This window comes from Streptomyces afghaniensis, from assembly GCF_044327915.1.
In the GTDB taxonomy this organism is placed as follows: Bacteria; Actinomycetota; Actinomycetes; order Streptomycetales; family Streptomycetaceae; genus Streptomyces; species Streptomyces afghaniensis.
In genome coordinates this window covers 270,299-283,612 of the sequence record NZ_JBIRGJ010000012.1, presented here as the reverse complement: position 1 = coordinate 283,612, position 13,314 = coordinate 270,299, and the positions used below count along the sequence as shown (strand labels likewise).

13 protein-coding genes are annotated in these 13,314 nt (G+C 71.8%); 10 read left to right on the top strand and 3 right to left on the bottom strand.

What is annotated here, in order from left to right:
• Positions 1-6: 6 nt before the first annotated feature.
• Positions 7-672, bottom strand: coding sequence for an N-acetylmuramoyl-L-alanine amidase (locus ACH4G3_RS39625; RefSeq protein WP_397629001.1), 666 nt, complete (start codon positions 670-672; stop codon positions 7-9).
• Positions 673-732: 60 nt separating this feature from the next.
• On the opposite strand from ACH4G3_RS39625, the gene mnmA reads away from it, so the two are divergent.
• Positions 733-1,863 (top strand): tRNA 2-thiouridine(34) synthase MnmA, encoded by a 1,131-nt coding sequence (mnmA, locus tag ACH4G3_RS39620; protein WP_397629000.1) that lies wholly within the window; start codon positions 733-735, stop codon positions 1,861-1,863.
• Positions 1,864-1,920: 57 nt separating this feature from the next.
• Here the strand turns inward: mnmA and ACH4G3_RS39615 are convergent, their stop codons facing one another.
• Together ACH4G3_RS39615 and ACH4G3_RS39610 are read right to left on the bottom strand one after the other, a co-directional pair.
• Positions 1,921-2,703, bottom strand: coding sequence for an alpha/beta fold hydrolase (locus tag ACH4G3_RS39615; RefSeq protein ID WP_397628999.1), 783 nt, complete (start codon positions 2,701-2,703; stop codon positions 1,921-1,923).
• Between the two features lie 61 nt (positions 2,704-2,764).
• Positions 2,765-3,088: a DUF427 domain-containing protein gene (locus tag ACH4G3_RS39610; RefSeq protein ID WP_397628998.1), complete on the bottom strand. Its 324-nt coding sequence runs from the start codon at positions 3,086-3,088 to the stop codon at positions 2,765-2,767.
• A gap of 81 nt (positions 3,089-3,169) precedes the next feature.
• On the opposite strand from ACH4G3_RS39610, the gene ACH4G3_RS39605 reads away from it, so the two are divergent.
• From ACH4G3_RS39605 to ACH4G3_RS39565, 9 genes are all read left to right on the top strand, one after another.
• Positions 3,170-3,973, top strand: a complete 804-nt coding sequence (locus ACH4G3_RS39605) for a class I SAM-dependent methyltransferase (protein ID WP_397628997.1) — start codon at positions 3,170-3,172, stop codon at positions 3,971-3,973.
• The gene (locus ACH4G3_RS39600; RefSeq protein WP_020269531.1) at positions 3,970-4,509 is read left to right on the top strand and encodes an LOG family protein; all 540 of its coding nucleotides are present in this window, start codon (positions 3,970-3,972) and stop codon (positions 4,507-4,509) included. Before ACH4G3_RS39605 ends, ACH4G3_RS39600 begins: the two co-directional genes overlap by 4 nt.
• A 41-nt stretch (positions 4,510-4,550) precedes the next feature.
• Complete coding sequence (locus tag ACH4G3_RS39595; protein WP_397628996.1) at positions 4,551-5,249, top strand: SDR family oxidoreductase; 699 nt, start codon at positions 4,551-4,553, stop codon at positions 5,247-5,249.
• 29 nt (positions 5,250-5,278) lie between these two features.
• Positions 5,279-6,286 (top strand): methionine synthase, encoded by a 1,008-nt coding sequence (locus tag ACH4G3_RS39590; RefSeq protein WP_397628995.1) that lies wholly within the window; start codon positions 5,279-5,281, stop codon positions 6,284-6,286.
• Between the two features lie 15 nt (positions 6,287-6,301).
• Entirely contained in the window at positions 6,302-8,497 is a 2,196-nt protein-coding gene (ligA, locus tag ACH4G3_RS39585; protein WP_397628994.1) for an NAD-dependent DNA ligase LigA, read from the top strand.
• 257 nt (positions 8,498-8,754) lie between these two features.
• Positions 8,755-11,052 carry a putative bifunctional diguanylate cyclase/phosphodiesterase gene (locus ACH4G3_RS39580; RefSeq protein WP_397628993.1) on the top strand — a complete coding sequence of 766 codons (2,298 nt, stop codon included), beginning with the start codon at positions 8,755-8,757 and terminating at the stop codon, positions 11,050-11,052.
• A 214-nt stretch (positions 11,053-11,266) separates the two neighbouring features.
• On the top strand, positions 11,267-11,563 hold the full coding sequence (gatC, locus tag ACH4G3_RS39575; RefSeq protein WP_004925108.1) for an Asp-tRNA(Asn)/Glu-tRNA(Gln) amidotransferase subunit GatC: 297 nt from the start codon (positions 11,267-11,269) through the stop codon (positions 11,561-11,563).
• A gap of 6 nt (positions 11,564-11,569) precedes the next feature.
• Positions 11,570-13,069, top strand: coding sequence for an Asp-tRNA(Asn)/Glu-tRNA(Gln) amidotransferase subunit GatA (gatA, locus tag ACH4G3_RS39570; protein ID WP_397628992.1), 1,500 nt, complete (start codon positions 11,570-11,572; stop codon positions 13,067-13,069).
• Positions 13,066-13,305, top strand: coding sequence for a hypothetical protein (locus tag ACH4G3_RS39565; RefSeq protein ID WP_020269524.1), 240 nt, complete (start codon positions 13,066-13,068; stop codon positions 13,303-13,305). The genes gatA and ACH4G3_RS39565 overlap by 4 nt, the downstream gene beginning before the upstream one ends.
• Positions 13,306-13,314: the final 9 nt, after the last annotated feature.

Genomic DNA, 13,314 nt, shown 5'->3' with positions numbered 1-13,314 from the left:
GACCGGTCAGGCCGGGGACGTACGCGCCTCACGCACCAGCCGCATGTACCTGTCCCAGTCCCAGTGCGGCCCCGGGTCCGTGTGGTCCGTGCCCGGGACCTCCACATGGCCGATGATGTGCTCGCGGTCGACGGGGATGTCGTACCGCGCGCAGATCCGGGCCGTGAGCCGGGCCGAGGCCTCGTACATCTCGTCCGTGAAGTCCTGCGGCCGGTCCACGAAGCCCGCGTGCTCGATGCCGACACTGCGCTCGTTGTAGTCGCGGTTGCCCGCGTGGTAGGCCACGTCCAGCTCGCGGATCATCTGGGCGATGTGCCCGTCCTTGCGGACGATGTAGTGCGAGGCCGCCCTGTGCGCCGGGTCCTGGAACGCCTTCACCGCGCTGTCGAAGCTGCCCTGGGTGACATGGATGACCACCATGTCTATGCCGTAGTCGTCGGGTCGGTCCGCACGGCGCCAGTTCGCGTCCGACGCGGCCACCCAGCGCGCGCCCGCGTAGTCGACCTCGCCCTCCTTGCGCGGCTTCTCCACGCCCGGCACGCGCCACCACAGCCGGCCCAGCTCGTCCCGGGCCAGCACCGCGGAACCCGCGGCGGCCGCCACCCCGCCGACGATCAGGGCCCGCCGCCCGATGCGCCGGTCCGTGTCCTTGGATGCTCGTCTCGCCCCCATGTGATCGCCAACGGATACCCGGCGGCCCTGGTTCCCGCGCCCCCTTACCCTGGAAGCGTTATGACTCACACCCCGCAGCGCTCCCGTCCCCTCCGCGTCCTGGCCGCCATGTCCGGCGGAGTCGATTCCGCCGTCGCCGCCGCCCGCGCGGCCGAGGCGGGCCACGACGTGACCGGCGTCCACCTCGCGCTCTCCGCCAACCCCCAGTCCTTCCGCACGGGCGCGCGGGGCTGCTGCACCATCGAGGACTCGCGCGACGCCCGCCGCGCCGCGGACGTCATCGGCATCCCCTTCTACGTGTGGGACCTCGCCGACCGCTTCCGTGAGGACGTCGTCGAGGACTTCGTCGCCGAGTACGAGGCCGGCCGCACCCCCAACCCCTGCCTGCGCTGCAACGAGAAGATCAAGTTCGCGGCGCTGCTGGACAAGGCGCTCGCGCTGGGCTTCGACGCGGTCTGCACGGGCCACTACGCCAAGGTGATCGTCCACGAGGACGGCACCCGCGAGCTGCACCGCGCCTCCGACATGGCCAAGGACCAGAGCTACGTCCTCGGCGTCCTGGACGACAAGCAGCTCGCCCACGCGATGTTCCCGCTCGGCGACACGGTCACCACCAAGGACGAGATCCGCGCCGAGGCCGAGCGCAGGGGCCTGGCGGTGGCCAAGAAGCCCGACTCGCACGACATCTGCTTCATCGCCGACGGCGACACCCAGGGCTTCCTCGCGAACCGGCTCGGCCGCTCCGAGGGCGACATCGTCGACGAGTCCGGCAACCGGCTCGGCACGCACGAGGGCGCGTACGGCTTCACCATCGGCCAGCGCAAGGGCCTGCGCATCGGCACCCCGGCCCCCGACGGCAAGCCCCGCTACGTCCTCGACATCTCCCCGGTCACGAACACGGTCACGGTCGGCCCGGCCGACGCACTGGACGTCAGCGCCTTGACCGCGATCAAGCCGCGCTGGTGCGGCGTCGCCCCCGCCGGCCCGGGCACCTACACGGCCCAGCTCCGCGCCCACGGCGGCGAGACCGAGGTCACCGCCGAGCTGGTCGACGGGCACCTGGAGGTGTCCTTCGCCGAGCCGGTCCGCGGCGTCGCCCCCGGCCAGGCGATCGTCCTGTACGACGGCACACGCGTGGTGGGCTCGGCGACGATCGCGTCGACCAGGCGGGCGACGGCGGGCGTGGCCTGACGCTGCGGACCTTCGGGGGCGGGGGCATGCTCCACGCGCGCGTGCCCTTCGTCCCTCTCACCCCCGCGAGAAGAACTCCACCAGCACCGGCGCCATCACATTCGGCTCCACCATGTGCGTCTGGCCCTGGAGCGTGCGGTACGACCCGTCGGGGACGGAGTCCGCGATCGCCCGGGCCGCCTCGCGCAGCCAGCCGGGGCTCGCGTCGCCCGCGACGGCCAGGACGGGAACGCCGACCGACGCCAGCCGGTCCCGGGGGACCCGCCCGTCGCGCATGACGGCGTCGTCGTGGGCGAGACTCGGGGCGAGCGCCTCCATGCCCGCCCACATGGGGGACTGGCGCGCGTTCTGGATCACGCTCTCGGCCAGACCGGTCAGCCGCAGGAACAGCTCGACCGCGTCCCCGCGCCGCCCCTCGCCGAGCGCCTGAGTCAGCCGCCGGGTGTACTCCGCGCGTTCCTCGGCGCCCTCCTCCGACATCGCGAACGGCGTCTCGTACACCGCGACCCGCCGCACCGGCAGACCGCTCGCCGCCGCCTCCAGCACCAGCGCCCCGCCCGACGAGATGCCGTACAGGAACGCCTCGCCGCCCACCGCCTCGATCACCGCCGCCAGGTCCTCGACCTCGCGCTCCACGGCGTACGGCGCCGTGTCCCCGCTGGCACCGCGGCCCCGGCGGTCGTACACGACGGCCTGGAAACGCTCCGAGAGCGACACGGCGAGCGGCGCCAGGGTGCCGCCCGTCGACATCGCACCGCTCACCAGGACGACGGCGGGTCCCCGGCCGGTGCTCTCGTAGGCGATGCGGGTGCCGTCGCGCGAAAGGATCCTCTTGTCCATGTCAGTGCAGACTGCCGCACGGCACGGTGTTCATCGGTGAGGCGGGCCGTGCGTCAGCCGATCACAACACTTCCACTTCGTAGAAGCACAGGTGGTCCTTGATCTCCGCGACGTCCGCCTTGGGCTCCGGATACGCCCAGACGAGGTCCGCGGCGTCCGGCAGGGACCAATAGGACGCGGTGCCCTTGAACGGGCAGTACGTGCGCGTGCCGGACGGGGTCAGCAGGTCGAGGCGGACGTCCTCGGCCGGGATGTAGTAGCGGTCGGGACAGCCCGTCTCGCGCAGGACCAGGGGCCGGTCGCTCTCGGCCAGGACCTGCCCGGCGTGCGCCACGCGCACGGGACGGTCACTCTTCTCGACGGTGATGCGATGCCCGGTGGTCACGATCGCCCTCCTTGGGTAGCCGACTCCCCGGATACAGCGCACGCTGAAGCGGAGTTCTTCCCCAGCCGCAGGAGGCCACCCATGCGAGCCACGGAACGGGCCCGAAACCGCAGCGCCCTGGTCCACCAGATCCGGTACGCCCTGCGCCACCCGGAGCGCGTGCCCGCGCACGCCCGGCGCGCGGTGCGGGACACCTGGCTGCGGCTGCGGTACCGCGACCACATCGCGTACTACCGCGCCGTCATGGCCTCCGACGCGGCGCGCAGCGCGGAGGCGGCGGTGGGGCACAACCCCTCGCGCGAGGCGTGGACGCGGATCGGGCGCCTCCAGTTCGACTACCTGGTGGGACACGGCCTCCAGCCGCACCACCGCATGCTGGAGATCGGCTGCGGCAACCTGCGGGCCGGGCGCCTCTTCATCGACCACCTCGACACCGGGCACTACTACGGCATCGACATCTCGCCGCACATCCTGCTCGCCGCCCAGGACACCCTCGTGGCCGAGGGCCTCCAGTCCAAACTGCCCTACCTGGCGCTCGCCGACGACCTCACCTTCGCCTTCCTGCCCGACGCGCACTTCGACATCGTCCACGCGCACAGCGTCTTCTCGCACTCGCCCCTGCACGTCATCGAGGAGTGCTTCGCCCACGTCGGCCGGATCCTCGCGCCCGGCGGGTTCTTCGACTTCACGTTCGACCGCACCGAGGGCGAGGAGCACCAGGTGCTGCACGAGGACTTCTACTACCGGACGGCGACGCTGACGGCACTCGCCGCCCGGTACGGCCTGGACGCCCGGTTCATGGACGACTGGGAACAACTCCCGCACCGGCAGTCCAAAATGCGGATCACCGCGACGGCGGACCGGGCCCGTACGGTGGGCTCATGAACATCTGTGTCTTCCTCTCCGCCGCCGACCTCGACGAGCGCTACACCACTCCCGCGCGGGAGTTCGCCAAACTGCTGGGCAAGGGCGGCCACACCCTCGTGTGGGGCGGCTCCGACGTCGGCCTCATGAAGGTGGTCGCCGACGGCGTGCAGGAGGCGGGCGGCCGGCTCGTCGGCGTCTCCGTGCAGTTCCTCTCCGCCAAGGCCCGCCCGGGCGTCGACGAGATGGTCGTCGCCCGCGATCTCGCCGAGCGCAAGAAGCTGCTCCTGGAGAAGGCCGACGCCGTGGTGATCATGGTTGGCGGCACCGGCACGCTCGACGAGGCGACGGAGATCCTGGAACTGAAGAAGCACGGCCACACGGACAAGCCCGTGGTCCTGCTCAACACCGCGGGCTTCTACGACGGCCTGAAGGAGCAGTTCCGCCGCATGGAGGACGAGGGCTTCCTGCCCCGCCCGCTCACCGACCTGGTGTTCTTCGCGGAGGAGCCGGTGGGCGCGCTGGCGTACCTGGAGGAGAGCCGGGGCGTGGCGTGAACCCGGGCCGCTGCCCTGCGTGACCCCCGCCTGATGCGAGCATGGCGGGCATGGCTACTCATGTGATCACCGGAGCCGGTTCCGGCATCGGCGCGGCCGTGGCCCGCCGTCTGCACGCGCGCGGGGACGACCTCGTGCTGCACGCGCGCGACGCGGGCCGCGCGAAGGAGCTGGCGGCCGAGTTCCCCGGGGCGAGGACCCTGGTCGGTGACCTCGCCGACCCGGACAGGCTCTCCTGGGCCTTCTCCCACCAGTCGCTGCCCGACCGCGTGGACTCGCTGCTGCACATCGCGGGGGTCGTCGACCTCGGCCCGGTCGGCGAGCTCACCCCGAAGACCTGGCGCCACCAGCTCAACGTCAACCTCGTCGCCCCGGCCGAGCTGACCCGCCACTTCCTGCCCCAGCTGCGCGCCGCCCGGGGCCACGTGGTCTTCGTCAACTCCGGCGCCGGCCTCAACGCCCACGCCGGCTGGTCCGCGTACGCCGCCTCCAAGCACGGTCTGAAGGCCCTCGCCGACTCCCTGCGCCACGAGGAGCACGCGGGCGGCGTCCGCGTCACCTCGGTCTACCCCGGCCGCACGGCCAGCCCCATGCAGGCCAAGGTCCACCAGCAGGAGGGCAAGGAGTACGACGCGTCGAAGTGGATCGACCCCGAGTCGGTCGCGACGACGATCCTGATGGCCCTGGACCTGCCGAGGGACGCCGAGGTCAACGACCTGACGGTCCGACCGGGGAACTGACCGGCCGGGCCGCTGCGTAGGCTGCTGCGGTGAGCGAAAACAGCCAGTTCAGGTTCGGTGCCGCCACCGGTGTCGGCTCCATGCCCGGGGGCGACGCCCGGGAAGCCGTCAAAACGGTCACCGGAACCTTCGAGGACTTCCCCTTCCTGCCCGAACTGCCCGCCCGCGGACCCGGCGCGGACATGATCGGGCGGACCGCCGGCCTGCTCGTCGAGCTGTACGCGCGCGTGGAGCCCAGCGGCTGGCGGCTCGGCGACCGCCCGGGGCGGGACACCAAACGGGCCCGCTCCTGGCTCGGCGAGGACCTCGACGCGCTGGAGGAATTCACGCAGGGGTACGCGGGGCCGCTGAAGGTACAGGTCGTGGGGCCCTGGACGCTCGCTGCCCATCTGGAGCTGCGCAACGGCGAGGCCGCCCTCTCCGACCCCGGCGCCTGCCGCGACCTCGCCGCCTCCCTCGCCGAAGGCATCCGGCAGCACCTCGCCGAGGTGCAGCGGCGGATCCCCGGCGCGCAGCTCGTCCTCCAGCTCGACGAGCCGTCCCTCACCGCCGTCCTGCGCGGCCAGGTGAAGACCGCCAGCGGCTACCGCACCCACCGGGCCGCCGACCGGCAGACCGTCGAGCAGACGCTGCGCGACCTGGTCGGGGTGCACACCGACGGGCCGGTCGTCGTCCACTCTTGCGCCCCCGACGTCCCGTTCGCCCTGCTTCGCCGGGCGGGCGCCGCGGCCGTCTCCTTCGACTTCTCCCTGCTCACCGAGCGTGACGAGGACGTGATCGGGGAGGCGGTGGAGGGCGGTACCCGGCTCTTCACCGGTGTCGTCCCGTCCGCGGAGGGCCCATTGTCAGACCCTGCCGGTAGCGTCATGGGTGTCAGGACGCTGTGGCGCAGGCTGGGGCTGTCACCGGGGCTTCTCGCGGAGGCGGTCACGGTCACTCCGGCGTGCGGACTCGCGGGGGCCTCCCCGGGGTACGCGCGCACGGCTCTCGCGCACTGCGCCCGGGCGGCGAGATCCCTCGCGGACAACCCAGAGTAACGGGAGGACGACACGGTGGCCGGCGACAAGCAAGCGGAGACGACGACGGTGCCCGCCGAGGCACGGGAGAAGCACGCGCGCCTCGCGGAGCAGATCGAGGAGCACCGCTTCCGCTACTACGTGAAGGACGCTCCCGTCGTCAGCGACGCGGAGTTCGACGAGCTGCTGCGTTTCCTGGAGGCCCTGGAGGAGGAGTTCCCGGAGCTGCGCACCCCGGACTCGCCGACGCAGAAGGTCGCCGGGTCCTACGAGACGGAGTTCACGGCCGTCGAGCACCGCCAGCGCATGCTCTCCCTCGACAACACGTTCAACGACGAGGAGATGGCCGCCTGGTCGGAACGCATCGCGAGGGAACTGGGCGAGCAGGACTACCACTTCCTGTGCGAGCTGAAGGTCGACGGCCTCGCCGTGAACCTCACCTACGAGCACGGCCGTCTCACCCGCGCGGCGACCCGCGGCGACGGCCGCACCGGCGAGGACATCACACCGAACGTCCGGACGATCGCGGAGATCCCGGAGCGCCTCAAGGGCGACTCCGTCCCCGACCTCGTGGAGATCCGCGGCGAGGTCTACTTCCCGATGGAGAAGTTCCAGGAGCTCAACGCCCGTCTGGTCGAGGCAGGTGACAAGCCCTTCGCCAACCCGCGCAACGCGGCGGCCGGTTCCCTGCGCCAGAAGGACCCCCGCGTCACCGCCACCCGACCCCTGCACATGGTGGTCCACGGCATCGGCGCCCTGGAGGGCTTCACCGGCCTGACCCGCCTCTCCCAGGCCTACGACCTGCTCAAGACCTGGGGCCTGCCCACCTCCCGGCACAACAAGGTGGTCGACGGCCTCGACGGCGTACGGGAGTTCATCGCGTACTTCGGCGAGAACCGCCACTCCGTGGAGCACGAGATCGACGGCGTGGTCGTCAAGCTCGACGAGATCCCGCTCCAGGGCCGCCTCGGTTCCACCTCGCGCGCCCCCCGCTGGGCGATCGCGTACAAGTACGCGCCGGAGGAGGTCAACACCAAGCTCGTCAACATCCGCGTCGGCGTGGGCCGCACGGGCCGGGTCACGCCGTACGCCCAGGTCGAGCCGGTCACGGTCGCGGGCTCCGAGGTCGAGTTCGCCACGCTGCACAACCAGGACGTGGTCAAGGCCAAGGGTGTCCTCATCGGTGACACGGTGGTGCTGCGCAAGGCCGGTGACGTCATCCCGGAGATCCTCGGACCGGTCGCCGACCTGCGCGACGGCAGCGAGCGTGAGTTCGTGATGCCGAGCGAGTGCCCCGAGTGCGGTACGGCGCTCAGGCCGATGAAGGAGGGCGACGTCGACCTGCGCTGCCCGAACGCCCGCACCTGCCCGGCCCAGTTGCGCGAGCGCCTGTTCTACCTCGCGGGCCGCAAGGCGCTGGACATCGAGCACTTCGGCTACGTCGCCGCCGCCGCCCTCACCAAGCCGCTGGAGCCCGAGGACCCGCCGCTGGTGGACGAGGGCGACCTGTTCGACCTCTCCGTCGACCAGCTGCTGCCCATCAAGGCGTACGTCCTCGACCCGGACAGCGGCCTGCCCAAGCGCGACCCGAAGACCGGCGAGGAGAAGGTCGCCACGATCTTCGCCAACCAGGAGGGCAAGCCCCGCAAGAACGCGCTCGCCATGCTGGAGAACATCGCGGCGGCCAAGCAGCGTCCCCTCGCCCGGATCATCACCAGCCTGTCGATCCGTCACGTCGGACCGGTCGCCGCCGAGGCACTGGCCCGCGAGTTCCGCTCGATCGAGCGCATCGACCAGGCCACGGAGGAGGAGCTGGCGGTCACCGAGGGCGTCGGCCCGACCATCGCCGCCTCCCTCAAGCAGTGGTTCGCCGAGGACTGGCACCGCGAGATCATCCGAAAGTGGAAGGCCGCCGGCGTCCGCATGGAGGAGGAGAGCACCGGCGAGGACCAGGGACCGCGCCCGCTCGAAGGGCTCACGGTCGTCGTCACGGGCACCCTCGAACACTTCACGCGGGACGGCGCCAAGGAGGCGCTGCAGAGCCGCGGAGCGAAGGTGACCGGCTCGGTTTCGAAGAAGACGTCATTCGTCGTTGTGGGTGACAGTCCTGGATCGAAATACGACAAGGCGATGCAGCTGAAGGTCCCGGTCCTGAACGAGGAGGGTTTCGGGGTCCTGCTGGAACAAGGACCGGACGCGGCGGCCGAAGTCGCTCTTTCGGCCGAGGAGTAGCGGTTGAAGGCCACCCGATCGGCGCATACCAGATGCATACGGGTGGCCGGGGCGCATTCGGGCAACCGTCGGCGACCGCTGCCCGTGGAAGCCTTCTGCGGCCTACTGTTGAGATGTGCGCCTGCCGTGCCCAGCTGCGGTCGGGGCATCTTCGTGCTCGCGGAGCACGAGGAAGTTTTTTCCAACGCGGGCCGCCCAGGGATTGTCGGGCACCGGGCCGCGGGGCGTGGGCACCGCCGGCTGTGAGAGGGACGGGAATGGAACCGACCGAGAGCGCCGTGCCGGGCTCACGGCTGCGCCTGCGCCGCATGGCGGTCGTCTGGCGTGCAGTCCGTGGGACGGGCCGGCCGGCGGGGCGTCCGGGCGCACAAGTGCGCGCCGTCGGACAGTACACCGCGGACGGGCGCACCCCCGGGGGGCGCGCCGCGGCGGACGGCCGCGGTGCCGCACAGCCGGTCACCGAGCACACCTCCGGACTGACCGGCGCGGACGCGGACCCCGAACGGCACCTGTCCTGGCCCGCGCTGCCCGCGGCGGTCGTCGCGGCGGCCGGGTTCGTCCTGGGCGCCGGCTTCTACCGCGCCTTCACCGGCGGCCACGCGCTCTTCCCGTCCGGCACGGCCGGCTGGGCGCTGGCCGTGCTGACCGGCATCATCGTCGGCCACCTCGTCATGCTGGGCCGCTCCCGCTGGTGGGGCGGCACCGGCTCGGGCGCCGCCCTCACGCTCGCCGTGCTGCTGCTGTACGGCTGGCTGCCGGCCGGCATGGTCAGCCTCACGGTCGTCGTGCTGGTCGGCGTGGCCCGCCGCAACCGCTGGCGCCAGGGCATCCTGCACGGGGCGGTCGACCTCCTCGGCATCGGCGCCGGCGCACTGGTGCTGGGCCTCTTCGGGTCCGTACCGTCCGTCGAGTCCCCCTCCGATCCGGACAGCTGGACGCTCTACACGGCGCCCGAGGTCGTCCTGGTCGCCGTCTCCTACCTGGCGGTCACCCGCGTCCTGCTCTGGTACCTGCACGCCCCGCGCCCCGGCCTGCCCACCGTCGCCCGCACGGCCCTGGTCAGACAGGGCCTGGTCGCCATCGCGCTGCTGGGGATCGCGCCGCTGGTCTGCGTGGTGGCCATGGCCAAGCCGATCCTGCTGCCGCTGTTCTCCATCCCCCTCATCGCCCTGGACTCCACCCTCTGGATAGCCCGGGCCCGCGCCGAGGAGCAGCTGCGCGACCCGCTGACCGGGCTGCCCAACCGGCAGTGGCTGCTGGAGCGCATCTGGACCGCACTCGACGACGCCGAGCGGATCGACGCGCGCGCCGCCCTCATGCTGATCGACCTCGACCGTTTCCGGTCCGTCAACGACACGCTCGGTCATCTGGCCGGTGACCGGCTGCTCCTCCAGATCGCCGACCGGCTGCGGGTGGCGCTGCCGCGCGGGGCGGAGGCCGCGCGGCTCGGCGGGGACGAGTTCGCCGTCTTACTGCCGGTCGCCGACTCCACGACGTCCGCGACCCGGGTCGCCCGCAACCTGGTCGCCGCGCTCAGCTCACCCCTCGACCTCGACGGCCTCACCCTCGTCCTGGAGGCCAGCGCCGGGGTCGCCGTCTTCCCCGACCACGCGCTGGACGCCGAGGGGCTGCTGCGGCGGGCGGACGTGGCGATGTACCAGGCGAAGCGGGACCGTACGGGCGTGGAGGTCTACGAGTCCAAGCGCGACTCGAACACCCCGGACCGGCTCGGTCTGCTGGGAGACCTCCGCAGGGCGCTGGACGCCCACGAGGTCGAGCTGCACTACCAGCCCAAGGTCCGCTTCGACGGACAGGTCGCGGGCCTGGAGGCCCTGGTCCGCTGGGTGCACCCCGAGCGGGGCAAGGTGCCGCCGGACGAGTTCATAGCGATCGCCGAGTCCTCCGGCCTGATGCCCCACCTCACCGAGTACGTCCTGGAGACCGCGCTCGGCCAGGTCGCGCGGTGGCGGGCACAGGGACTGTTCGTCCCGGTCGCGGTCAACGTCTCCCCGCGTGACGTGCACACCCCCGGCTTCGCCGGCTCGGTCGCCGCCCGGCTGGCCCGGCACGGCGTCCCGGCGGGAGCGCTCCAACTGGAGATAACGGAACACGTCCTCCTGGAGGACCCGCAGCGCGCCGCCGACACCCTCAACGGGCTGACCGGCCACGGCGTGAAGATGTCCCTGGACGACTTCGGCACGGGCTATTCCTCGCTGGTGCACCTGCGCAAGCTCCCGGTCAGCGAGCTGAAGATCGACCGCTCGTTCGTCGCCCGGCTCGCCGTCGACACCGAGGACGCGGAGATCGTGCGCTGCACGGTCGACCTCGCGCACTCCCTCGGCCTGCTCGTCGTCGCCGAGGGCGTCGAGGACGACGAGACCTGGGAGCGCCTGCGCGACCTCGGCTGCGATGCCGTCCAGGGCTGGCTGGTCGCCGCCGCGATGCCCCCCGAGGAGACCACGGCCTGGCTCCGCGCCCGCGGCTCCCGCGGCTGGCAGCGCCCCCGGGCCGCCCTCCCGGCGGCCACGGCGGACGACTCGGGCCGCATCGCCTGAGCGCCCGGCCGGACCCGGTTCGGTCGCCGGTCCTGAACGACTCCGGCGGGGCCGGGCCGCCGGGGCCGGGCAAACCGTTTCACGGTCACACCTGCCCGCCCCATAGGATTAGGGCCTGGCGCCACATTCCCGCCTGCCCTCCGGGCGGACGACGGGAAGGTGACGCCAGGCCCTAGGCCCGAACCACACGACACTCACCCCAGAGGATCGCTGCATGCCTGGCATCACGCGCGAGGAGGTCGCCCACCTCGCCCGGCTGGCGCGTCTGGAGCTGAAGCCCGAAGAGCTCGACCACTTCGCGGGACAGCTGGACGACATCATCGGCGCGGTGGCCCGCGTCAGCGAGGTCGCCGACCAAGACGTACCGCCGACCTCGCACCCGCTCCCGCTGACGAACGTCATGCGTCCGGACGAGGTCCGTCCCTCGCTCACCCCCGAGCAGGCGCTCTCCGGAGCCCCGGCCCAGGAGCAGCAGCGTTTCAAGGTGCCGCAGATCCTGGGGGAGGAGTAAACCGCCATGACGGACAGCCCCATCATCAAGCTCACGGCCGCCGAGACCGCCGCCAAGATCGCCTCCGGCGAGCTCACGGCCGTCGAGGTCACCGAGGCCCACCTCGCCCGGATCGAGGCCGTCGACGAGAAGGTGCACGCCTTCCTGCACGTCGACCGCGAGGGCGCGCTCGCGCAGGCCCGTGCGGTCGACGAGAAGCGTGCCAAGGGGGAGAAGCTCGGTCCGCTGGCCGGCGTTCCCCTGGCGCTCAAGGACATCTTCACCACCGAGGGGATCCCGACCACCGTCGGTTCGAAGATCCTCGAAGGCTGGATCCCGCCGTACGACGCGACCGTCACGAAGCGGCTCAAGGCCGCTGACGTGGTCATCCTCGGCAAGACCAACATGGACGAGTTCGCCATGGGCTCCTCCACCGAGAACAGCGCCTACGGGCCGACCGGCAACCCCTGGGACCTGACCAAGATCCCCGGCGGCTCCGGCGGCGGCTCGTCCGCAGCGCTCGCCTCCTACCAGGCGCCCCTCGCCATCGGCACCGACACCGGCGGCTCCATCCGCCAGCCCGCCGCCGTCACCGGCACGGTCGGCGTGAAGCCGACGTACGGCGGGGTGTCGCGGTACGGCATGGTCGCCTTCTCCTCCTCCCTCGACCAGGGCGGCCCCTGCGCCCGCACGGTCCTGGACGCGGCCCTGCTGCACGAGGTGATCGCCGGCCACGACCCGATGGACTCCACCTCGATCGACGCCCCGGTCCCGCCGGTCGTCGAGGCCGCCCGCAACGGCAGCGTCGAGGGCATGCGTGTCGGCGTGGTCAAGCAGTTCCGCGGCGAGGGCTACCAGGCCGGTGTCATCCAGCGGTTCGACGAGTCCGTCGCGCTGCTGAAGGAACTGGGCGCCGAGATCGTCGAGCTGGACTGCCCGTCCTTCGACCTGGCGCTGTCGGCGTACTACCTGATCGCGCCGTCCGAGTGCTCCTCCAACCTCGCCCGCTTCGACGGCCTGCGCTACGGCCTGAGGACCGGCGACGACGGCACGCACTCGGCCGAGGAGGTCACCTCCCTGACCCGCGAGGCCGGCTTCGGCCCCGAGGTCAAGCGCCGCATCATGCTCGGCACGTACGCCCTGTCGAGCGGCTACTACGACGCGTACTACGGCAGCGCCCAGAAGGTCCGCACGCTCATCAAGCAGGACTTCGACAAGGCGTTCGAGCAGGTCGACGTGATCGTCTCCCCGACGACCCCGACGACCGCCTTCCCGATCGGCGAGCGCGCCGACGACCCGATGGCGATGTACCTCGCCGACCTGTGCACCATCCCGACCAACCTGGCGGGCAACGCGGCCATGTCGCTGCCGTGCGGTCTCGCCCCGGAGGACAACCTCCCGGTCGGACTGCAGATCATCGCCCCGGTCATGAAGGACGACCGTCTTTACAAGGTCGGCGCCGCCGTCGAGGCCGCCTTCGTGGAAAAGTGGGGCCACCCGCTGATCGAGGAGGCTCCGTCGCTGTGAGTGCACTGACCAAGGCCAAGGGCTTCAAGAAGTCCAGGTCCGGCACGTACCTGTCCATGGCCGGGACCGCGTTCGGCGCGATCGGCGTCGCCAAGCGGCTGAAGAAGGCCCGCGCCGACAAGGACACCCTGGTCCTGATCGACGCCACCGTGTCCGCCGTCGCCATCGTCACCGGCCTCGCGATCCTGTACCGCGAGCTGAAGCGGCTGGGCGACGACGACGTCCTGCTGGGCTGAGAGGGAAGT